General features: G+C 55.6%; 22 protein-coding genes. 14 read left to right on the top strand and 8 right to left on the bottom strand.

Translation table 11 applies throughout. The features are described 5' to 3' along the window. The first annotated feature begins 3 nt into the window (after nucleotides 1-3). On the top strand, nucleotides 4-927 hold the full coding sequence (locus ACKLKD_RS06495; protein ID WP_025711774.1) for an acyltransferase: 924 nt from the start codon (nucleotides 4-6) through the stop codon (nucleotides 925-927). A gap of 16 nt (nucleotides 928-943) precedes the next feature. Here ACKLKD_RS06495 and ACKLKD_RS06490 read toward each other — a convergent pair whose 3' ends face one another. Then, nucleotides 944-1,450, bottom strand: a complete 507-nt coding sequence (locus ACKLKD_RS06490) for a hypothetical protein (RefSeq protein WP_025711775.1) — start codon at nucleotides 1,448-1,450, stop codon at nucleotides 944-946. Nucleotides 1,451-2,183: 733 nt separating this feature from the next. Here ACKLKD_RS06490 and ACKLKD_RS06485 point away from each other — a divergent pair. After that, a complete protein-coding gene (locus ACKLKD_RS06485) occupies nucleotides 2,184-2,396 on the top strand; it encodes a biofilm development regulator YmgB/AriR family protein (RefSeq protein ID WP_025711776.1) in 213 nt (70 codons plus the stop codon). Between the two features lie 83 nt (nucleotides 2,397-2,479). After that, nucleotides 2,480-3,034 carry a helix-turn-helix transcriptional regulator gene (locus ACKLKD_RS06480; RefSeq protein ID WP_025711777.1) on the top strand — a complete coding sequence of 185 codons (555 nt, stop codon included), beginning with the start codon at nucleotides 2,480-2,482 and terminating at the stop codon, nucleotides 3,032-3,034. 42 nt (nucleotides 3,035-3,076) lie between these two features. Here the strand turns inward: ACKLKD_RS06480 and ACKLKD_RS06475 are convergent, their stop codons facing one another. Further along, nucleotides 3,077-3,811 carry a MerR family transcriptional regulator gene (locus tag ACKLKD_RS06475; RefSeq protein WP_025711778.1) on the bottom strand — a complete coding sequence of 245 codons (735 nt, stop codon included), beginning with the start codon at nucleotides 3,809-3,811 and terminating at the stop codon, nucleotides 3,077-3,079. 154 nt (nucleotides 3,812-3,965) lie between these two features. Further along, nucleotides 3,966-5,177, bottom strand: a complete 1,212-nt coding sequence (locus tag ACKLKD_RS06470; RefSeq protein WP_025711779.1) for a diguanylate phosphodiesterase — start codon at nucleotides 5,175-5,177, stop codon at nucleotides 3,966-3,968. A 329-nt stretch (nucleotides 5,178-5,506) separates the two neighbouring features. Here ACKLKD_RS06470 and ycgZ point away from each other — a divergent pair, with 329 nt between their 5' ends. The 3 genes from ycgZ to ACKLKD_RS06455 all read left to right on the top strand — a co-directional run bounded on the left by ycgZ (nucleotide 5,507) and on the right by ACKLKD_RS06455 (nucleotide 6,500). Continuing rightward, complete coding sequence (ycgZ, locus tag ACKLKD_RS06465; protein WP_025711780.1) at nucleotides 5,507-5,752, top strand: regulatory protein YcgZ; 246 nt, start codon at nucleotides 5,507-5,509, stop codon at nucleotides 5,750-5,752. A gap of 124 nt (nucleotides 5,753-5,876) precedes the next feature. Beyond that, a complete protein-coding gene (locus tag ACKLKD_RS06460) occupies nucleotides 5,877-6,182 on the top strand; it encodes a hypothetical protein (RefSeq protein ID WP_042929181.1) in 306 nt (101 codons plus the stop codon). A gap of 51 nt (nucleotides 6,183-6,233) precedes the next feature. Further along, nucleotides 6,234-6,500, top strand: coding sequence for a biofilm development regulator YmgB/AriR family protein (locus ACKLKD_RS06455; protein ID WP_025711782.1), 267 nt, complete (start codon nucleotides 6,234-6,236; stop codon nucleotides 6,498-6,500). A gap of 98 nt (nucleotides 6,501-6,598) precedes the next feature. Here ACKLKD_RS06455 and pgl read toward each other — a convergent pair whose 3' ends face one another. Continuing rightward, nucleotides 6,599-7,594: a 6-phosphogluconolactonase gene (gene pgl, locus ACKLKD_RS06450; protein ID WP_025711783.1), complete on the bottom strand. Its 996-nt coding sequence runs from the start codon at nucleotides 7,592-7,594 to the stop codon at nucleotides 6,599-6,601. A gap of 228 nt (nucleotides 7,595-7,822) precedes the next feature. On the opposite strand from pgl, the gene ACKLKD_RS06445 reads away from it, so the two are divergent. After that, entirely contained in the window at nucleotides 7,823-8,641 is an 819-nt protein-coding gene (locus tag ACKLKD_RS06445; RefSeq protein WP_025711784.1) for a pyridoxal phosphatase, read from the top strand. On the opposite strand, the gene modC is transcribed toward ACKLKD_RS06445, so the two are convergent. From modC to ACKLKD_RS06425, 4 genes are all read right to left on the bottom strand, one after another. Continuing rightward, the gene (gene modC, locus ACKLKD_RS06440) at nucleotides 8,642-9,700 is read right to left on the bottom strand and encodes a molybdenum ABC transporter ATP-binding protein ModC (RefSeq protein ID WP_087805761.1); all 1,059 of its coding nucleotides are present in this window, start codon (nucleotides 9,698-9,700) and stop codon (nucleotides 8,642-8,644) included. It lies immediately after the preceding gene. 2 nt (nucleotides 9,701-9,702) lie between these two features. Beyond that, the gene (modB, locus tag ACKLKD_RS06435) at nucleotides 9,703-10,392 is read right to left on the bottom strand and encodes a molybdate ABC transporter permease subunit (protein WP_087805755.1); all 690 of its coding nucleotides are present in this window, start codon (nucleotides 10,390-10,392) and stop codon (nucleotides 9,703-9,705) included. Next, entirely contained in the window at nucleotides 10,392-11,165 is a 774-nt protein-coding gene (gene modA, locus ACKLKD_RS06430) for a molybdate ABC transporter substrate-binding protein (RefSeq protein ID WP_025711787.1), read from the bottom strand. Before modA ends, modB begins: the two co-directional genes overlap by 1 nt. 142 nt (nucleotides 11,166-11,307) lie before the next feature. Then, nucleotides 11,308-11,457, bottom strand: coding sequence for an AcrZ family multidrug efflux pump-associated protein (locus tag ACKLKD_RS06425; RefSeq protein ID WP_025711788.1), 150 nt, complete (start codon nucleotides 11,455-11,457; stop codon nucleotides 11,308-11,310). Between the two features lie 152 nt (nucleotides 11,458-11,609). Here ACKLKD_RS06425 and modE point away from each other — a divergent pair, with 152 nt between their 5' ends. The 7 genes from modE (at nucleotide 11,610) to gpmA (ending at nucleotide 19,451) form a co-directional block, all read left to right on the top strand. After that, a complete protein-coding gene (gene modE / locus ACKLKD_RS06420; RefSeq protein WP_025711789.1) occupies nucleotides 11,610-12,398 on the top strand; it encodes a molybdenum-dependent transcriptional regulator in 789 nt (262 codons plus the stop codon). Nucleotides 12,399-12,465: 67 nt separating this feature from the next. After that, a complete protein-coding gene (gene modF / locus ACKLKD_RS06415; RefSeq protein ID WP_025711790.1) occupies nucleotides 12,466-13,938 on the top strand; it encodes a molybdate ABC transporter ATP-binding protein ModF in 1,473 nt (490 codons plus the stop codon). Nucleotides 13,939-14,147: 209 nt separating this feature from the next. Further along, entirely contained in the window at nucleotides 14,148-15,164 is a 1,017-nt protein-coding gene (galE, locus tag ACKLKD_RS06410; protein WP_025711791.1) for a UDP-glucose 4-epimerase GalE, read from the top strand. A gap of 9 nt (nucleotides 15,165-15,173) precedes the next feature. Further along, the gene (gene galT / locus ACKLKD_RS06405; RefSeq protein ID WP_025711792.1) at nucleotides 15,174-16,220 is read left to right on the top strand and encodes a galactose-1-phosphate uridylyltransferase; all 1,047 of its coding nucleotides are present in this window, start codon (nucleotides 15,174-15,176) and stop codon (nucleotides 16,218-16,220) included. A 2-nt stretch (nucleotides 16,221-16,222) separates the two neighbouring features. Continuing rightward, nucleotides 16,223-17,371: a galactokinase gene (gene galK / locus ACKLKD_RS06400; protein ID WP_025711793.1), complete on the top strand. Its 1,149-nt coding sequence runs from the start codon at nucleotides 16,223-16,225 to the stop codon at nucleotides 17,369-17,371. Continuing rightward, nucleotides 17,365-18,408 (top strand): galactose-1-epimerase, encoded by a 1,044-nt coding sequence (gene galM, locus ACKLKD_RS06395; protein ID WP_087805753.1) that lies wholly within the window; start codon nucleotides 17,365-17,367, stop codon nucleotides 18,406-18,408. Before galK ends, galM begins: the two co-directional genes overlap by 7 nt. 290 nt (nucleotides 18,409-18,698) lie before the next feature. Then, on the top strand, nucleotides 18,699-19,451 hold the full coding sequence (gene gpmA, locus ACKLKD_RS06390) for a 2,3-diphosphoglycerate-dependent phosphoglycerate mutase (RefSeq protein ID WP_002895089.1): 753 nt from the start codon (nucleotides 18,699-18,701) through the stop codon (nucleotides 19,449-19,451). Nucleotides 19,452-19,510: the final 59 nt, after the last annotated feature.

The raw sequence follows: 19,510 nt of genomic DNA, 5'->3' as shown, positions 1-19,510 counted from the left end.
TGTATGACAGCGGTGACCTTTTTCACCATCTATAACACCTGGGATCGCTATGATTATGACTATCACTGGATCCTCGGGCTACTGACCTTTATCTCGACCATCGCGACGCCGCTGTTTTTTGTGGTGGCCGGTTATCTTGATGCGCAGACCCGCCACGATGCCAACTGGCAAATCGGTAAAATTAAAAGCGTGGTGATCGTCTTTCTGTTCTGGGTGACGGTCTATTATGTCTGGGAGCCTTACCAGCGCGGCTATCTGATCCAGCCCTGGTTTATTTTCGCCCTGATTGTCATCTACACCTTTCATCCGCTGATTGCCTGGCTCAGTCAGCGGCGCGGTCTGTTTTTCGTCGTGGTACTGACGCTGCTGTGCTGCTCCTATGGTTACGACCTGCTCTCGGTGCTCCACCCGGACAAACATCTTTTCAGCCTGCCGCCACAGTATCGCCTGTGGACCTGGTTACTGTTTTATTTAACCGGGCAGTTATTCAACGATCCAAAGGTCACGGAGTGGATACGTCATCCCCGGGTGATTAAAGCCGCAATTATCGCCCTGCCCTTTGTCTATTTATTTACCTGGTTTTATGAGCGTCATTTTTTCTTCGCGCTGTTTAAAGCCGATCGCAATGCGTTCATCCTGACCGGATCGCAAATTTATATTCTGATCGTCCTGCTGGTTATCGCCGCTAACGCTGTTCAGTTTAACAAGCACCGCGAGCTGAAGGAGGCGGTGCTGGCGACGGTCAGCAAAGCGATGACCGGGGTCTATATTCTGCACTACTCGGTATTTCATCTGCTGGTGATGCTGATCCCAATTCACTCATTAGCCGCAAAGCTTGGGGTGATCGCGCTGACCTTTGTGCTGTCGGTCCTCATCTCCCTTGCCGCGCTTTCCAGTTCCTGGCTCAAGAAGGTGATTACCCTGTAATCGACAACGCGACGAGTTAACGGAAGCTCCACTGGATGCTTATCACAAACACGCTGGGAATAATAATGCCGCTCTCGAGGGCGAAATAGTCGGTAAAGTTGTACTGGATGGCATGGTAGATATAAGGGGAAAAGCCGATCCCGGTGGCGTCCTTAAAATCTTTATAGGATCCATGATCGCCGCAATGCTCAAAGGCGTCGAAGAAGAATTCGCCGGTGTAGCCATAGACGCCTTTAAAGGTCCACCCACTACCGTTGTGATACCAGTCTCTTCTGACCCCCAGCGCCAGGCAGCGATCGTCGAAACTGTTATTCATGGTGCCCACCAGCAGGCTGTATTTCGACTGTTCAGAGAATTTCCGCTCCACGGAAAAAAAGTGGTTTTCGAAATTCTCGGTATATTGTCCGTGGTTATTGGTCAGATGGTAGACATAGGAACCGGTATTGACTGAATAGAGGTTAATTTCCTTCGCCTGCGCAACGGTGGCTAACCCGGCCAGGAGCATCACGCTTTTACCGCGCATCATCTCTCCTCAACTCTCTATGCCTGCCCATGGACAGAACGCGTGTGCCGTATTTACCGGTCGTTATACTGACAGAAGATCCGACAGGGAAATGGGGAAATAGATGACGGTGCTGAACAGCGACGTCGTTAGTAAAAAAGCGTAGCACACGCCTTATCCGCTCACAAAGTGGCCGGAGCGCGCCGTGTCCGCGATTTTCCCCTTTACCTTGCTGTGCAAAAAACAGACAAATCCTCACCTATTTTCCGCTATCATCGGGATCCGACGCGGAAGTAAGCCACCTGTCGACGACGGCGTTGCTGTGTACCCCCTTCCTGCGTCGGCACGCTTTCCCTGACACGAAAACTGTAACAAATGTTACACATTGTTCTCCTTCCGGTCGTCGCCAGTCCCGCTCTGCTGGTTTTACATACCTATCCTGCACAACCCCGCCTTTTTGTACAAGTTATAAAAGTAAAAATAACCTTTTAAATCAAACAATAAGAACACACACAAAAAATAATCCGTTACGTTGTACATATCGATATGAAAAAAGTTGTACATATCGGGATCACCGTCTATAGTTTTGGAGTGTTAACTGCTTGTTGCGCAACAAAGCGGGAACGTTTAGCGGTTGCGCGGTGAGTACGGTGGTGGTTCCTGGTTTTGCATTTCCTGTTTTTGACTTTGCGCGTATCTACGGTACGCCGAGACTTTTATTGTCAATTGCTTTATACGTGGGAGAGTTCGAGCTATGCATATTAAAAATACCATTCCAGCAGAGTTTGTCTTCAATTCAGCCCTGATGAAGAATATTGAAAATACGCTCATTAAGCAGCACAGAACGATTAATAATGAGCGGATGATTACGGAAATCCAGCACCGTCTGCAAACGGAAAGTAATCAAATACTCTCCGACCTCTATCTGCAGGCGCTGGATATGCTGTACAGCAAACCTCATCATTAAATAACCCCCGCGATGCTGGCAGCAGGTTTCGCCCTGCTCTGCCGGCGCGCCTGGGTCTCAATCGGCTAACTGGGGCAAAAAAAATGTCACACCATAATACTTGCTATCGTTCTGAGCATTACGACCTGTGGTTTGATAATCGTTTTCTTCTCTATGGGATGTCGCTGATTCTGAATAACCTGCCGGCATCTTACTTTCGTAAAAAACATGTTTTCTTTACCAGCGACAATTATTTCGCGGTACTGCAGCACGATTATAACCGTCGGGATACGTTATTTATTCTTTTAACCGAAGGTAACGATCTTAATTTTCTTAGTGAACTCCCTATGCTGCGGTTGCCGGCAGACTCAACGCCGGAAGAATTAAAAATCTTCCTGCATCAGCCCACCCGCTATTACAAAACCCACCCAGCGCCGGGCGCTTCGGTGCAGTTTACTGAGCGGGAAAAGAAAGTTATCCAGCTTATCAGTAATGGCGAAGCGGTCGCCAGCATTGGTCGGTCACTCAATCTGCATATCAAAACCATTTATCAGATCCGGCTGAATCTGATTAAAAAGCTCGGCTGTAGCGGTAGGACCGATTTTTTTAATATCAGCCGTAGCGAGGCCTTTAAATCCTGGAGTCAGATCCACCTGTAACCCGGCGCAAAAGTCCTGGCCTGTACAAGCAGGTCAGGACGATTAATTATTCCCGTGAAAATGGATGCTGAAGCCCTGCTCCTGCCAGTGGCTGAGCAGCTCTTCCTGCAGTGGCGTGGCAGCGCGTCCGGTCCAGACGAAGATATGCTGCCCGGGGAACAGCTCGGGCCGTGGCGACTCCAGCGGCTCGGCGAGGACGTTTACATGCCAGCCGCGCTGGGAAAGGCGCCATGCCTCCAGCCACAGACGCGTCCGGTCTTCATTGCTCCAGCCCACCAGCAGCGTCTCTTTGCCATTTTTTTTACGCGCTTCGGCGAGAAACAGCGCTACGCAGTCAATGAGCAGACCGTCCAGCAGGCTGCTAATCACCAGCGAGGTATTCTGATCGAGCTTGAGGCGCTGACGTACCGGCACTAACAGGCTATCAATAAGGGTGTCGACGGGGTGTTGATGACTCAGCGCCATTAATTTGGCACGGATTCTGGCGGGCTGCATATAACGCAGAATAGACATCATCTCTTCCTGAAGATGCGCGGATTCATCGCGCGCCACCGGCAGGTTATCCTCCAGCAGCGCTTTGACCTTCCCCACGGACACACCGCGCTCTATCCAGCGCTTGATCTCTTCAATGCGCAGGATATCTTCTTCATCAAACTGTCGATGCCCGCCTTCGCTGCGTTGCGGTTTCAGTAGCCCGTAACGCCGCTGCCAGGCGCGCAGTGTGACCGGATTGATTCCGCAACGTTCGGCGACTTCACCGATACTGTAAAACGCCATAGCAGCCTCACATCAACCTGATACTTAATACCTAAACTAACGAATTCAGGCATCCTGTACAACTCTATTTTCTTGTACAGATAAAGATATCAGGTTGTGGCTCACAGCGCGCGGGAAAAAAGATGAAAAAATATTTAGCGAATTTGACAGTGGTTCATTTCTTCTCCGGCCATGCGACGGCGGGCAGGCCCCCCAGGCGGGCGCCAGCGAATAAATTCCCCTGAAACTGCGAAATACCCGCTGATTCCAGCCACATCCACTCTTCAGCACGCTCAACGCCGACAGCAGAGACGGCAATCTCCAGCGAAAAACAGCATTTGATAATAGCCTGTACAATCGACTGGCGCGGCCCATCCTGATGGATGTTGCGGATCAGCTCATGGTCAATTTTAATTCGGTCGGGCTGATAGTGCGCCAGCAACGACAGTCCGGCAAATCCAGCGCCGAAGTGATCGATAGCAAGACTGATCCCTGCCCCCTTCAGTTTGCGTACCGCATCGGTAAAGTCATCCATTCGTGAAATGACCTCCCGCTCGGTAAACTCGACAATAATCTGCTCCGGAATCAGATCATTGCGGCTAATCTCATCGAGCAGGAAGGCCACCGCATTGGGCACTTTGACCAGCGTCATCGGCAGCAAATTAATACTTAATGCCTTATTACGTAAACCTAATTTACCCGCCAGCGACAGGGCGACGCGTTTACTGTGCAGGTCGGCGAGATAAATATCGTCCCCGGCCAGACCGGCAAAATAGGCGCCTGGAGACTGGCCATCCGGTGTACGCAATAGCGCTTCCCACGAAATGATTTCGCAGGCGAAAGGATCGACGATCGGCTGGAACGCAAAGGAGCAGCTTTCCGTCTTATCGATAATCGGGGTATCAGGATAGAACGTCTCCTTATCCGGAATAAAAACCCAACTATCAGCGGAAGGAATCTCAAAATAATTCGCTTTTTCCGTGGATTCGACAAAAGTACGGAAAAATTGCAGCGCCCGGTCATCGTAGGTGAGCTGATATTTTGATGTACCCCGGTCCATCACCACCTGCAGAACTTCCTCACGATCGTGTTCGCGTAAATCAAACAGTTCCATTCCGACCTTACCAAAACGACGGGACGGCGCATAATCGCAAAGCAACTCCACCAGATTATAGTGGCGAGGATCCTGGCAAATATGCTGATATATATCCTGTACGTTTTCTTCAGGCCCTTCAATAAGTTGGAAAAAATGAGTCCCGTTAAAAAGTAAAATACCGGTGACATCCGCCTGCCCATTTCGCTCGTTTGCCTTGGCAACCATGGCCTCGATCGATTTGAATGAGACATTGTCGCAGATATGGCTGCGATAAATGATGGTGGTTAGCATAGTGATTCCAGATGGGAGGGATAAGCATTCACAGTAGCAGTTATCAGGCTAATCGTCTTGTAAAACTACATTTTGTATTAACAAAAAAGATACACTAAAAAACCATATTTTGTGCAAGGTTTTTTCTTTTTTTCTTTCCTTGTACAACATGCAACGCTAAACCCTACCTTTACAAGTCAAAATCACCCCAAATAAAAACAAATATTTCATTAAAAATCATAAATTTAACAACAATAGCCGCATTATTGCGCAACTTTCTATGTACAAGTTAATAATTATTGTATAAGTTTATTGGCAGTTAACAGATGAGTGAAATTAAAGGAGCACATATGCAGCAGAATGGTTACATTCCAGATACAGCGAACGCAATTGCCCAGTATTTCAATAAAGCATCGTTACCTTCCCAACAGGAGACGCTGGGTCAGATCGTGATGGATATTCTTAATGAAGGACGCCATCTCAACCGCAAGGCGCTGTGTACCAAACTGTTGAACCGCCTTGACCGCGCCCGTGCTCCCGAAGAAGAGAGCCATTATCAAACCTTAATTGGTTTGCTGTTTGCCGGTCAGGAGTAACGTCATCGATCGTCGCCTGATGCAACAGACGCAGCAGAGATGGGGCGATCGCTGTCCATAAACCTGCTGCTGACCTGAATGGCCTTTGTCCATTCAGAAAAGAGTGGCATGCAGAGAGACGGTTATGAAAAGCAGTGAAACTGAGGAAATAACCGATGAAATCATCGGCGAGGCGGTTCTCGCGCTGTTGAAAACGAATCGCCCAATTACTACCCCGACCCTGCTGGTCCGGCTTCGGTTGATGCAGGCGACGGAGCCAGATTGCCAGCGACGAAAAATCATCGCGGCGGTGATCGAAGAAATTTGCGCAAAGCTAGCCCAACAACGCAAGCAAGCGCCTTTGCAGGTAAAGAAAATCAATGGCCGTTGGGAATCCAGAGGATCGCTGGCGCAAAGCAATATGGCGTCGGAAAGCAAAAAGATCCACTGATCGCCCCAACCATGGTGAATAAAACAGAGTGAGAATGTGATGAGACAGACTATGCATCAGCAACCCGATATTTACGCAGGACTGCAGGACACCGCGCTCTCAGACTATTTCCGTAACGCCGGTGATAAACTGGTTGATGAGTCCGCCGTCATGTCGCTCGCCATCAACAGTATTCTGCAGTCAGAGGGGCATCTGAACAATAAGGCCATTATCTTATGGCTGATTCAGGCGCTGGAAACCACCGATGACGTGGTCACCGCGGACGTCATCCGTAAAACACTGGAGATTGTCGTCGGCTACACCATGGACGATATCTAACTGGTCCGCCAACACAGCGCCTTCCCTACAGAGCCTGTCCGCTCTGATAAAAAAACCTCGCGACTGCGAGGTTTTTTCTTTTACTGCCGCCTGATGGTTTAGTGGGCGTTGACCACCACCCACATTGGGCCCTGCCCTACGGCATAGCGGCCTTTCTCCTGCAGCAGCCCCTGCTCGCCGGCAATTTCATACACCGCAATATGGTGCGACTTCTGACCTGCCGCAATCAGATACTTACCGCTGTGATCGAGGTTAAAGCCACGTGGCTGGGTTTCGGTCGGCTGATAGCCCTCAACAGCCAGCACGCTGCCATCTTCCGAGACGCTAAATACCGTGATGATGCTGGCGGTACGATCGCAGGCGTACAGATGACGGCCATCCGGTGTGATATGAATATCCGCAGCCCAGCGCACGCCGGTGAAATCCTGCGGCATCATATCCAGAGTTTGTACACATTCGATATTGCCATTCGGATCTTTCAGCTCCCAGACGTCGATTGAACTGTTCAGTTCATTGACGCAGTAGCCATACTGCTGGTTGGGATGGAACACCATGTGGCGTGGACCGGCCCCCTCAACGGTGGTCACTTCCGCCGGCTCCTGCGCCGAGAGGAAACCATCGTCGCTAAGCGTAAACAGGCAGATGCGATCCTGCTTCAGCGCAGGCACCCACAGGGTGCGATTGTCCGGGGAGATATTGGCCGAGTGGCACCCTTCCAGGCCTTCCACCACGGTGACGGTTTCACCCGGCAGACCGTCCTGCAGCGGCGTCACGCTGACGCAACCCTGATTATAGGAAGCGCTGAACACGAAGCGGCCATGATGATCGGTAGAAATATGGGTCGGGCTGCCCGGCAGCGCCGCTTCGCCAGCAAAGGTTAACGCCCCGTTATCCGGCGTGATGCGATAGGCCAGCACGCGAAACTCCGGACGAACGCCAACGTACAGGTACTCCTTGTTGGGACTGACCACCATCGGCTGTACCTGCCCCGGGGCATCAACCACCTGCACCAGCGTCAGTTTGCCGTCCGCTTCAAGACTCCAGACGTGGATTTGTTGGCTTTCCGGGCTGGCGGTATAAACGGTTTGTTTCATGACTACTCCTTCCCTCACTGCACATGGAATTTTCATTTTCAGGATAACAGCACCCTGAAAATTATAAGACATCCGCCCATGATACTCGCAAAGTCCAGCGGATTTCCGCCGGACAGCGGCACAAAGGGCATACAAACATTGACGGCAGATGTGGAAAAATTGGTCCTGACGCCACGGCGGTGTACCATCATGGCCAGGTCACTTTTCAACATCAACCGGAAATAACACATGACAACACGCGTGATTGCCCTGGATTTAGACGGCACGTTGCTCACCAGCAAAAAAATAATCCTTCCCGCTTCGCTGGAGGCGCTGGCTCGCGCCAGAGAGGCGGGCTATCAGGTGATCGTCGTTACCGGACGTCATCACGTCGCGATTCATCCTTTTTATCAGGCACTGGCTCTCGATACACCTGCAATTTGTTGTAATGGCACCTATTTGTATGATTATCACGCAAAAAAGGTTTTGGCCGCCGATCCGATGTCGGTCGATCACGCCGTCAGCCTGACCACTATGCTTGCCGAACAGCAGATTCACGGCCTGGCGTATGTAGATGATGCCATGCTTTTCGAGCAGCCCACCGGGCACGTGATCCGCACCCGCAACTGGGCGCAGTCGTTACCGGAGGATCAGCGCCCGGTCTTCAGCCAGGTCGACTCGCTGGCGCAGGCGGTCCGCGAAGTCAACGCGGTATGGAAATTCGCCCTCACTGACGATGATATTCCCCGTCTGCAGCGGTTTGCGCAGCAGGTCGGCGAGACCCTGGGACTCGAGTGTGAATGGTCGTGGCACGATCAGGTGGATATCGCTCGCGCCGGCAACAGCAAAGGCAAACGGCTGGCGCAATGGGTGGCCGACCAGGGGCTGTCGATGAAGGATGTCGTTGCCTTCGGCGATAACTATAACGATCTCAGTATGCTGGAGGCGGCGGGCACCGGGGTGGCGATGGGCAATGCGGTGGACGAGGTGAAAGCTCGCGCCAACGTGGTTATCGGCGACAATGAGTCCACCAGCATCGCCGAGTTTATCTACCGCCAGTTGTTGTAATCAGGCAGCAATCGACACGCTTTTGATCTGGGCAAACACCTGCTGGCCTGGCGCTATCGCCAGGTCGTCCCGCGCCCACGGGCTGATTCGGGCCCACAGCAGACGACCGCTCACCCTGAGCTGCACCTCAATCTGCCCGTTGACCTCCAGACACTGAACTACCTGGGCGCGCAAGATATTACGAATACTGGTCCCGGACGGTTGCGCTAACGTCAGCGAGACGTCCGACGCCTGAATGCGGATCCTTGCACTCTCGCCGGCGGGACGATCGAGTCGGTTAACCCACAGCAGCTGGTCCCCCAGCGCCAGGGCGGTCATCGCGTATTGCGGGTGCTGCGCGGCGACAGTGGCGCTGAGGATAGTGCTTTGCTGTTCCGCCGGCAGCCAGGGGTGCATCACGCTGCTGCTCCAGACCTCCTCCAGCGGACCGAACGCCTTCACCTTACCGGCCTCCAGCACCAGCACGCGATCGGCCAGATGCTGGATCTCATCCAGCGAGTGGCTGACGTAGAGCATCGGAATATGGATCTCCTGCGCCAGCCGCTGCAGGTAGGGCAACAGCTCGCGTTTGCGCGGAATGTCCAGCGACGCCAGCGGCTCATCCAGCAGCAGCAGCTCCGGTGCGGTCAGCAGGGCGCGGCCGATAGCCACCCGCTGCTTTTCGCCGCCAGACAGTCGGCCTGGCAGGCGATCCAGCAACGGCGCAATCCCCAACAGCTCCACCAGCTTATCGAACTGGCTGACCATGGATTTCGCCATCCCATACTGCAGATTGCCGCGCACTTTATAGTGAGGAAACAGGCGCGCATCCTGAAAGACATAGCCGATACGGCGCTGCTCCGGGGCCAGGCAGATACGCTGCGCGGTGTCGTTCAGCACCCGGCCATTGAGTACGATCCGCCCCGTCTGCGGACGGGTCAGGCCGCTGATGGCGTTGATCAACGAGGTTTTGCCCGCGCCGGAGACGCCAAAAATAGCGGTAATACCGCTGGCGGGCAGGGTTTCACGGATCTGCAGGCTGTGGCTGCCAAGGGTCTGGGTAAAGTCCAGTTCCAGCATCATTATCCTCCCATGCGCTGACGACTCACGCGGGCCAGCCATTCCGAAATCAATAGCGAGACCAGCGCCAGCACGATGGCGATAATACAGAGGCGGGCCGCCGCCCCTTCCCCGCCCGGCGTCTGGATCAAGGTGTACATCGCCGAAGGCAGGGTGCGCGTTTCGCCGGGAATATTGGAAACGAACGTGATGGTCGCGCCAAACTCCCCTAACGAGCGGGCGAAGGCCAGCACCGTGCCGACGATAATTCCCGGCAGGGTCAGGGGCAATGTTATGGTGAAAAATACCCGCCAGCGGCTGGCGCCAAGGGTTCTGGCCGCTTGTTCCAGTTTACTGTCCACCCCTTCCAGCGCCAGGCGGATGGCGCGCACCATCAGCGGGAAAGACATCACCGCTGCCGCCAGTACCGCCCCGCGCCAGCTGAAGGCAAAGCTGATGCCGAACCAGTCATACAACCAGCTGCCAATAAATCCGCGTCGTCCCATGGCCACCAGCAGCAGATACCCGACCACGACCGGCGGCAGCACCAGCGGCAGATGGAGAATACTGTCGAGCAGGGCCTTGCCGGGAAAGGAACGCCGTACCAGCAGCCAGGAAAAAAAGATCCCGAAGGGTAAGCTCAATACCACCGCCAGGGAGGAGACTTTCAGGCTCAGCAGCACCGCCTGCCATTCGGGTTCGCTCAGAAACATCAGTGAGTGGTAAATCCGTAACGTTTAAAAATAGCGGAGGCTTCCGGCCCTTTCAGGTAGTCATAGAAGGCGCTCACGACCGCGTTGCGGTGACCATCGACAATCGCCAGCGGGTACTCGACTTTCTGATGCGAGGCTTCCGGGAAGGTGCCAACCACTTTCACCCCTTTGCTGGCTACGGCATCGGAGCCATAGACAATCCCCAGCGGCGCTTCGTTGCGCTCCACCAGCGCCAGCGCGCCGCGAACGTCTTCAGCCGGGGCGAGCTTCGGCGACAACGTCTCCCAGGCACCGAGTTTCTGCAGCGCTTCTTTGGCATAAATACCGGCCGGGACATGCTGCGGATCGCCCACCGCCAGACGGCCTCCTTTCAGCAGGCTGGTCCAGTTGGTTTTCTCATCAATGGTTATCGTCCCCTGTTCGCTGGCTTTTGGCGCGACCACCACCAGGCTGTTGCCAAGCAGGGTCGTACGGGTCGCCGTATCAATGGCTTTTTTCTCTACCGCGTAATCCATCCATTTCTGATCGGCGGAGATAAACAGATCCGCCGGCGCGCCCGCTTCAATCTGCCGCGCCAGCGTCGACGACGAGGCAAACGACGACACAACATCGACGTTTTTTTCTTTCTTATACGCCTGGGCAATATCCTGCATCGCGTTAGTTAACGACGCGGCGGCGAAAACGGTCACTTTCCCCTCTTGCGCCAGTGCCTGCCCGGCGACGAACAGCGTGAGTGATGCCCCGATAAAGCCGCGTAACCAAGAACCTGCCATCTGAATCTCCTGTCAATTCGTTATGTAGTCGATAATATAACGGTAAGCCAGGCTTTTTTATAGTGACTCAGAACAATAAAACGAAGGGAAAATATAGAGGAAGGAAATAGCACAGCGCCCGGTTAAACCGGGCGCCGGGAAATCAGTGATTTTGCTGGCTGCGATCTTTACGACTTACACCGGAAAAGACGTTGAACACTTCGCCGAGGCCGTAAATCAACCCCAGGATCACCGCCATCACCACCGGTACCATGATGACCGCAAAAACCAGACTTTTCAAAAGCTCTAACATGGTTCACTCCAGATAGTACGATACCCTGATTGTAACGGTTTCAGCCGAAAAAACACGCCCCATTTGTGCGGTGGGAAGTAACAAAACCGCGCAGCAGCATTTTGCATCAGGGCCGCTATCAGTCACAATAGGCTTTTTGTCAGGATACGATTATGCAGGCCGAAATTCTTCTCACCCTTAAGCTACAGCAGCGCCTGTTTGCCGATCCCCGGCGGATCGCCCTGCTTAAACAGATTGACCAGACCGGTTCGATAAGCCAGGGGGCAAAGCACGCGGGCATCAGCTATAAGAGCGCGTGGGATGCGATCAACGAGATGAACCAGCTCAGCGAACAGCCGCTGGTGGATCGCGCCACCGGGGGTAAAGGCGGCGGCGGCGCGGTGTTGACCCGCTATGGGCAGCGCCTGATCCAGCTGTACGATCTGCTGGCGCAGATCCAGCAGAAAGCCTTTGACGTCCTCAGCGATGACGATGCCCTGCCGCTGGACAGCCTGCTGGCGGCTATTTCACGCTTTTCTCTGCAAACCAGCGCCCGTAACCAGTGGTTCGGCACCATTACCGGTCGCGATCGCCAGCGGGTACAGCAGCACGTCGAGGTGCTGCTGGCCGACGGGCAGACCCGCCTGAACGTCGCCATTACCGCGCAGAGCGCTAAGAAGCTGGGGCTCGATGAGGGCCAGGAGGTGCTGGTGCTGCTGAAAGCGCCCTGGGTCGGCATCACCCTTGACCCGGACGTGGCCCGCCAGGCTGATAACCAGTTACCTGGCCGCATCAGCCATCTCGAATGCGGGTCCGGACAGTGCGAAGTGCTGATGACCCTGGCGGACGGCCAGACCCTGTGCGCCACCCTGCCGCAAGCGCACACGTCTGGCCTGGCGGAAGGGACGGAGGCGATCGCTTACTTCAATGCCGATCGCATCATTCTCGCGACGTTATGCTGACCCCATTGACATTACGCGCCTGAAGACGTATCCCTGATGCACATCGCTGCAAAAAATGGGATACATCATGTCATCATTGCAAATTTCGCAAGGCACGTTTCGCCTGAGCGATACAAAAACCTTAAAAATAGACCATCTGCGCGTGACCACCGGTGAAAGCTGGGCGTTTGTCGGCAGTAACGGCAGCGGCAAATCTGCCCTCGCGCGGGCGCTTGCCGGCGACCTGACCTTGCTCAGCGGCCAGCGCGAAAGCCAGTTCTCCCGCGTGACCCGCCTCTCCTTCGAACAGTTGCAGAAGCTGGTCAGCGACGAGTGGCAACGCAATAACACCGACCTGCTCAGCCCCGGTGAAGAAGATACCGGTCGCACCACGGCGGAGATTATCCAGGATGAGGTAAAAGATCCTGCCCGCTGCGCGCAGCTTGCCGAACAGTTTGGCATCAGCGCCCTGCTGAACCGGCGGTTTAAGTATCTGTCGACCGGCGAAACGCGTAAGACCCTGCTGTGCCAGGCCCTGATGAGCGATCCGCAACTGTTGATCCTCGACGAGCCCTTCGACGGCCTCGACGTCAGTTCCCGCCAGCAGCTGGCCGCCCTGCTGGCCGACCTGCATCGCGCCGGCATCACCCTGGTGCTGGTTCTCAACCGCTTCGATGAGATCCCGGAGTTCGTGCAATTTGCCGGCGTGCTGGCTGACTGCACTCTCATCGACACCGGCGCGACGTCGTCCCTGCTGCAGCAGGCGTTGGTGGCCCAGCTGGCGCACAGTGAAAAACTGGACGGTATCAGCCTGCCGGAGCCGGATGTCCCGCCGGCCCGGCAAGCGCTGGCAGACACAGCGCCGCGAATCGTGCTCAATGACGGCGTGGTCTCCTATAACGATCGCCCGGTCATCAACCACCTTTCCTGGACCGTAAACCCGGGCGAACACTGGCAGATCGTCGGCCCCAACGGTGCCGGTAAATCCACGCTGCTGAGCCTGATCAGCGGCGATCATCCGCAGGGCTACAGCAACGATCTGACGCTCTTTGGCCGCCGTCGCGGCAGCGGCGAGACCATCTGGGACATCAAAAAGCATATTGGCTACGTCAGCAGCAGCCTGCATCTGGATTACCGGGTCAGCACCAACGTCCGCAACGTTATTCTGTCGGGTTACTTTGACTCTATCGGCATTTATCAGGCAGTTTCCGACAAACAGCACAAACTGGTACAGCAGTGGCTGGATATTCTCGGTATCGATAAACGTACCGCCGACGCGCCGTTTCATAGCCTGTCGTGGGGCCAGCAGCGGCTGGCGCTCATCGTCCGCGCGCTGGTGAAGCATCCGACCCTGCTGATCCTTGATGAACCCTTGCAGGGGCTGGATCCCCTCAATCGCCAGCTGGTGCGGCGCTTTGTCGACGTGTTGATTGGCGAAGGCGCGACGCAACTGCTGTTTGTCTCACATCATGCCGAAGACGCACCGGACTGTATTACCCACCGTCTGGCGTTTATCCCCAGTGGAGACGGTTACACTTATCAGCTCGGTCCCGTGGCCTGACGCCCTCTGCCAGGGGTCGAAAGATCCCTGGTATTTTTCAGAAAAATAGCGCCAAACAAACATAACACAATGAATTAAAATGAAAAATATAAAATTTACGCTATTTATATCTCAAGTGTAAACGATTCCACTAACTTGCCCTATGTCACACTTTTCACTTCTTTGATATGCTATCTTCCTCACAAACGATAAGCCGAATGGAGCGAATCATGAAAGTTCTGGTTACAGGTGGTAGCGGTTACATTGGAAGTCATACTTGCGTTCAACTGCTGCAGCAGGGACATGAGGTGGTGATCCTCGACAATCTCTGCAACAGCAAGCGCAGCGTACTGCCGGTGATTGAACGTCTTGGCGGCAAAGAAGCCACCTTTATTGAAGGCGATATTCGTAACGAAGCGCTGATGACGGAGATCCTCCACGATCACGCGATTGAAGCGGTGATCCACTTCGCCGGGCTGAAAGCCGTCGGGGAGTCCGTCGCCAAACCGCTGGAATATTACGACAATAACGTCACCGGCACACTGAAATTAGTCTCTGCCATGCGCGCCGCAGGCGTGAAGAACTTCATCTTTAGCTCCTCCGCCACCGTCTACGGCGACCAGCCGAAAATCCCGTATGTCGAAAGCTTCCCGACCGGTACCCCGCAAAGCCCCTACGGCAAAAGCAAACTGATGGTGGAACAGATCCTGACCGACCTGCAGAAAGCCCAGCCCGAGTGGAGCATTGCGCTGCTGCGCTACTTCAACCCGGTCGGCGCCCACCCGTCGGGCGACATGGGGGAAGACCCGCAGGGGATCCCGAACAACCTGATGCCTTACATCGCCCAGGTCGCCGTTGGCCGTCGCGAATCGCTGGCCATTTTTGGTAACGACTACCCGACCGAAGATGGCACCGGCGTGCGCGATTATATCCACGTGATGGATCTCGCCGATGGCCACGTCGCGGCCATGGAAAAACTGGCTGGCAAAGCCGGCGTGCATATCTACAACCTTGGCGCCGGCGTCGGCAGCAGCGTGCTCGACGTGGTCAATGCTTTCAGCAAGGCCTGCGGCAAACCCATTAACTACCATTTCGCGCCGCGCCGCGATGGCGACCTCCCGGCCTACTGGGCGGACGCTGCCAAGGCCGACCGCGAGCTGAACTGGCGCGTGACGCGCAACCTGGACGAAATGGCGCAGGACACCTGGCACTGGCAGTCCCGTCATCCGCAGGGTTATCCAGACTAAGGAACCTTCATGAGCGTATTTAACCCCGTTGACCATCCACATCGTCGTTATAACCCGTTAACCGGGCAGTGGATTCTGGTTTCTCCGCATCGCGCCAAGCGCCCCTGGCAGGGGGCGCAGGAAACGCCGGCAAAACAGACCTTGCCGGCCCACGATCCGGACTGCTTCCTGTGCCCGGGCAACACCCGCGTGACGGGCGACACCAACCCGAATTACACCGGTACCTACGTATTTACCAACGACTTTGCGGCCCTGATGACCGACACCCCGGACGCGCCGGAGAGTGACGACCCGCTGATGCGCTGCCAGAGCGCCCGCGGCACCAGTCGGGTGATCTGCTTCTCGCCAGACCACAGCAAAACGCTGCCGGAACTGAGCCTTGAAGCGCTGGAAGGCGTGGTTAAAACGTGGCAGGAGCAGACCGCGGACCTCGGGAAAAGCTACCCGTGGGTTCAGGTTTTTGAAAATAAAGGGGCAGCGATGGGCTGCTCCAACCCGCACCCGCACGGCCAGGTGTGGGCCAACAGCTTCCTGCCCAATGAAGCGGAACGGGAAGACCGTCTGCAGAAAGACTATTACGCCGCACAGGGCCAGCCGATGCTGCTGGACTATGTGCAGCGCGAACTGGCCGACGGCAGCCGCACGGTGGTCGACACCGAGCACTGGCTGGCGGTGGTGCCTTACTGGGCCGCCTGGCCGTTCGAAACGCTGCTGCTGCCAAAAGCGCATGTGCAGCGTATTACCGATCTCACCGACGCCCAGCGCAGCGATCTGGCGCTGGCGTTGAAAAAGCTGACCAGCCGTTACGACAACCTGTTCCAGTGCTCCTTCCCCTACTCCATGGGCTGGCACGGCGCGCCGTTTAACGACGAAGACCATAACCACTGGCAGCTTCATGCCCACTTTTATCCGCCGCTGCTGCGCTCCGCGACGGTCCGCAAGTTTATGGTTGGCTACGAAATGCTGGCCGAAACCCAGCGCGATCTGACCGCCGAGCAAGCTGCCGAACGACTGCGCGCCGTCAGCGACGTCCATTTTCGTGAATCCGGAGTGTAATGATGAGTCTGAAAGAGAAAACCCAAACCCTGTTTGCTGACGCCTTCGGCTACCCGGCCAGCCACGTGATTCAGGCGCCAGGCCGCGTCAACCTGATCGGCGAGCATACCGATTATAACGACGGTTTTGTGCTGCCCTGCGCCATCGACTACCAGACGGTGATCAGCTGTGCGCCGCGTGACGATCGTACCGTGCGGGTGATTGCCGCCGATTACGACAATCAGACCGATGAGTTCTCTCTCGACGCGCCGATTATCAGCCACGACACCCAGCAGTGGTCGAACTATGTCCGCGGCGTGGTAAAGCATCTGCAGCAGCGGAACAGCCACTTTGGCGGCGCGGATCTGGTGATCAGCGGCAATGTACCGCAGGGCGCGGGATTAAGTTCCTCAGCCTCACTGGAAGTCGCCGTCGGGACCGTTTTCCAGCAGCTGTATCATCTGCCGCTGGACGGCGCGCAAATTGCGCTGAACGGCCAGGAGGCGGAAAACCAGTTCGTCGGCTGCAACTGCGGCATCATGGATCAGCTGATTTCGGCGCTGGGTAAAAAAGACCACGCGCTGCTGATCGACTGCCGTTCACTCGGTACCAAAGCCGTCTCGATGCCGAAAGGCGTGGCAGTGGTGATCATCAACAGCAACTTTAAGCGTACCCTCGTCGGCAGCGAGTACAACACCCGTCGTGAACAGTGCGAAACCGGCGCGCGCTTCTTCCAGCAGCCCGCCCTGCGCGATGTCAGCCTTGAACAATTTAACGCTGTCGCCCATGAGCTGGATCCGATCGTCGCGAAGCGCGTACGCCATGTGCTGACGGAGAATGCCCGCACCGTGGAAGCCGCCAGCGCTCTCGAAAAAGGCGACCTGAAGCGGATGGGTGAGCTGATGGCCGAATCCCATGCCTCGATGCGCGATGATTTCGAGATCACCGTCCCGCAGATCGACACCCTGGTGGAGATTGTTAAAGCCGCGATCGGCGATAAAGGCGGCGTACGCATGACCGGCGGCGGCTTTGGCGGTTGTATTGTTGCGCTGGTGCCGGAAGATCTGGTCGATACCGTTCAGCAGGCCGTTGCCAACGAGTATGAAGCGAAAACCGGAATTAAAGAGACGTTCTATGTCTGCAAACCGTCACAGGGGGCAGGCCAATGGTAACGCAAACCACCGCGCTGGCGCCGGACGGCCAGCCATGGCAGCAGGTGACCCTGCGCAATAAGGCGGGGATGACCGTCACCGTGGCGGACTGGGGCGCGACGCTGCTCAGTGCCGAGGTGCCACTGGCCGATGGCAGCGTGCGTCGTCCGCTGCTGGGCTGCGCGACGCTGGAAGATTACTCCCGTCAGGCCGCGTTCCTCGGCGCCTCGGTAGGCCGCTACGCCAACCGTATTGGCAATAGCCGCTTCCCGCTTGACGGCCAGCTCGTTAACGTCACGCCGTCAAACGACGCGGGTCACCAGCTCCACGGTGGCCCGGAAGGGTTTGATAAACGTCGCTGGAATATCGTCCGCGCCGACGAGCAGGAAGTGCTGTTCGCCCTGACCTCGCCCGACGGCGATCAAGGCTTTCCGGGCACGCTGCAGGCCACCGCGCACTATCGTCTGACCGACGATAACCGCATCGCGATTACCTATCGCGCCACCGTGGATAAACCCTGCCCGGTGAACATGACCAATCACGTCTATTTCAACCTCGACGGTGTGCAGGGCGATGTGCGCCAGCACCAGCTGCAGATCCTCGCCCAGGCGTATCTGCCGGTAGAGAGCGATGGTATCCCGGGTGGTGAACTGAAAGATGTTGCTAACACCAGCTTTGATTTCCTCCAGCCGAAAACCATCGCCGCCGACTTCCTCGCCGACGCCGATCAGCAAAAGGTGAAGGGATACGATCATGCCTTCCTGCTGGACGCCAGAGGCGACGCCAACCAGCCTGCAGCCCAGGTCTGGTCGCAGGACGGCAAGCTGCAGATGACGGTCTATACCTCTGCCCCGGCGCTGCAGTTCTACTCCGGCAACTATCTCGGCGGCACGCCGTCGCAGACGACGCAGCCCTACGCCGACTGGCAAGGGCTGGCGCTGGAGAGCGAATTCCTGCCGGATTCGCCGAACCATCCGCATTGGCCGCAGCCGGACTGTGTATTACGTCCGGGTCAGGAGTATGTCAGCCTGACCGAATATCAGTTTATCGCCCGATAACCGCCAGCGCCCTCCATCGGGGGGCGCTATTTTTCGCCTCCCTCGCTATCTCCCCGCCTCTTTTTTCATCATCCTGCTCTATTTTCCGTCATTAAAGGACAAAAAAATAACCTGTGTATTACAAGCACCTTACACTGAGCCACTATTTTCGCTATGGTTAGGGATAAGCATTGCCGTGAGCCAAATCACGGCAATATAATGAGAATAGTTATCAATCAATAACACAGACACCATCACGTTCAGCGCGCCGTTCGCGGCGTGAAGGATGGCGTGTAGAGAGGAGTAAGAGAATGGCTGTAACTAAGCTGGTACTGGTTCGTCATGGCGAAAGCCAGTGGAACAACGAAAACCGCTTCACCGGTTGGTACGACGTTGATCTGTCCGAGAAAGGCGTTAGCGAAGCGAAAGCGGCAGGTAAACTGCTGAAGGCTGAAGGCTTTAGCTTTGATTTTGCTTATACCTCCGTGCTGAAACGTGCCATCCACACCCTGTGGAACGTGCTGGACGAACTGGATCAGGCCTGGCTGCCGGTGGAGAAGTCCTGGAAGCTGAACGAGCGTCATTACGGCGCGCTGCAGGGCCTGAACAAAGCGGAAACCGCGGAGAAATACGGTGACGAGCAGGTCAAACAGTGGCGTCGCGGCTTCGCCGTCACTCCGCCGGAGCTGACCAAAGACGACGAACGCTACCCGGGCCACGATCCGCGCTATGCAAAACTGACCGACGCGGAACTGCCGACCACTGAAAGCCTGGCGCTGACCATCGACCGCGTCGTGCCTTACTGGAACGAAACCATTCTGCCGCGCCTGAAAAGCGGTGAGCGCGTGATCATCGCCGCTCACGGTAACTCCCTGCGCGCGCTGGTGAAATACCTCGACAACATGGGCGAAGACGAGATCCTCGAACTGAACATCCCGACCGGCGTACCGCTGGTGTATGAGTTCGATGAAAACTTCAAGCCGATCAAACATTACTATCTGGGCAACGCGGAAGAGATCGCGGCGAAAGCTGCTGCCGTCGCCAACCAGGGTAAAGCGAAGTAATTCCTCCCGGTGAGAACAAAAAAGCGTGGAAATCTCCACGCTTTTTTTATTGCCTGCGC

The organism is Klebsiella sp. 10982 (assembly GCF_048589245.1).
GTDB classification, from domain to species: Bacteria; Pseudomonadota; Gammaproteobacteria; order Enterobacterales; family Enterobacteriaceae; genus Klebsiella; species Klebsiella quasivariicola.
This window is presented reverse-complemented; position numbering and strand designations above follow the sequence as displayed.

What these genes read in the sequence shown, in the direction of transcription:
- ycgZ (WP_025711780.1), top strand. Translation starts at nt 5,507, where the DNA reads ATGCAGCAGAATGGTTACATTCCAGATACAGCGAACGCAATTGCCCAG.
- galM (WP_087805753.1), top strand. Translation starts at nt 17,365, where the DNA reads ATGGTAACGCAAACCACCGCGCTGGCGCCGGACGGCCAGCCATGGCAG.
- ACKLKD_RS06485 (WP_025711776.1), top strand. Translation starts at nt 2,184, where the DNA reads ATGCATATTAAAAATACCATTCCAGCAGAGTTTGTCTTCAATTCAGCC.
- ACKLKD_RS06490 (WP_025711775.1), bottom strand. Translation starts at nt 1,450, where the DNA reads ATGCGCGGTAAAAGCGTGATGCTCCTGGCCGGGTTAGCCACCGTTGCG.
- modC (WP_087805761.1), bottom strand. Translation starts at nt 9,700, where the DNA reads ATGCTGGAACTGGACTTTACCCAGACCCTTGGCAGCCACAGCCTGCAG.
- pgl (WP_025711783.1), bottom strand. Translation starts at nt 7,594, where the DNA reads ATGAAACAAACCGTTTATACCGCCAGCCCGGAAAGCCAACAAATCCAC.
- galT (WP_025711792.1), top strand. Translation starts at nt 15,174, where the DNA reads ATGAGCGTATTTAACCCCGTTGACCATCCACATCGTCGTTATAACCCG.
- ACKLKD_RS06425 (WP_025711788.1), bottom strand. Translation starts at nt 11,457, where the DNA reads ATGTTAGAGCTTTTGAAAAGTCTGGTTTTTGCGGTCATCATGGTACCG.
- galK (WP_025711793.1), top strand. Translation starts at nt 16,223, where the DNA reads ATGAGTCTGAAAGAGAAAACCCAAACCCTGTTTGCTGACGCCTTCGGC.
- ACKLKD_RS06470 (WP_025711779.1), bottom strand. Translation starts at nt 5,177, where the DNA reads ATGCTAACCACCATCATTTATCGCAGCCATATCTGCGACAATGTCTCA.
- ACKLKD_RS06475 (WP_025711778.1), bottom strand. Translation starts at nt 3,811, where the DNA reads ATGGCGTTTTACAGTATCGGTGAAGTCGCCGAACGTTGCGGAATCAAT.
- ACKLKD_RS06460 (WP_042929181.1), top strand. Translation starts at nt 5,877, where the DNA reads ATGAAAAGCAGTGAAACTGAGGAAATAACCGATGAAATCATCGGCGAG.
- ACKLKD_RS06495 (WP_025711774.1), top strand. Translation starts at nt 4, where the DNA reads ATGACAGCGGTGACCTTTTTCACCATCTATAACACCTGGGATCGCTAT.
- modF (WP_025711790.1), top strand. Translation starts at nt 12,466, where the DNA reads ATGTCATCATTGCAAATTTCGCAAGGCACGTTTCGCCTGAGCGATACA.
- ACKLKD_RS06445 (WP_025711784.1), top strand. Translation starts at nt 7,823, where the DNA reads ATGACAACACGCGTGATTGCCCTGGATTTAGACGGCACGTTGCTCACC.
- ACKLKD_RS06455 (WP_025711782.1), top strand. Translation starts at nt 6,234, where the DNA reads ATGCATCAGCAACCCGATATTTACGCAGGACTGCAGGACACCGCGCTC.
- modB (WP_087805755.1), bottom strand. Translation starts at nt 10,392, where the DNA reads ATGTTTCTGAGCGAACCCGAATGGCAGGCGGTGCTGCTGAGCCTGAAA.
- gpmA (WP_002895089.1), top strand. Translation starts at nt 18,699, where the DNA reads ATGGCTGTAACTAAGCTGGTACTGGTTCGTCATGGCGAAAGCCAGTGG.
- galE (WP_025711791.1), top strand. Translation starts at nt 14,148, where the DNA reads ATGAAAGTTCTGGTTACAGGTGGTAGCGGTTACATTGGAAGTCATACT.
- ACKLKD_RS06480 (WP_025711777.1), top strand. Translation starts at nt 2,480, where the DNA reads ATGTCACACCATAATACTTGCTATCGTTCTGAGCATTACGACCTGTGG.
- modE (WP_025711789.1), top strand. Translation starts at nt 11,610, where the DNA reads ATGCAGGCCGAAATTCTTCTCACCCTTAAGCTACAGCAGCGCCTGTTT.
- modA (WP_025711787.1), bottom strand. Translation starts at nt 11,165, where the DNA reads ATGGCAGGTTCTTGGTTACGCGGCTTTATCGGGGCATCACTCACGCTG.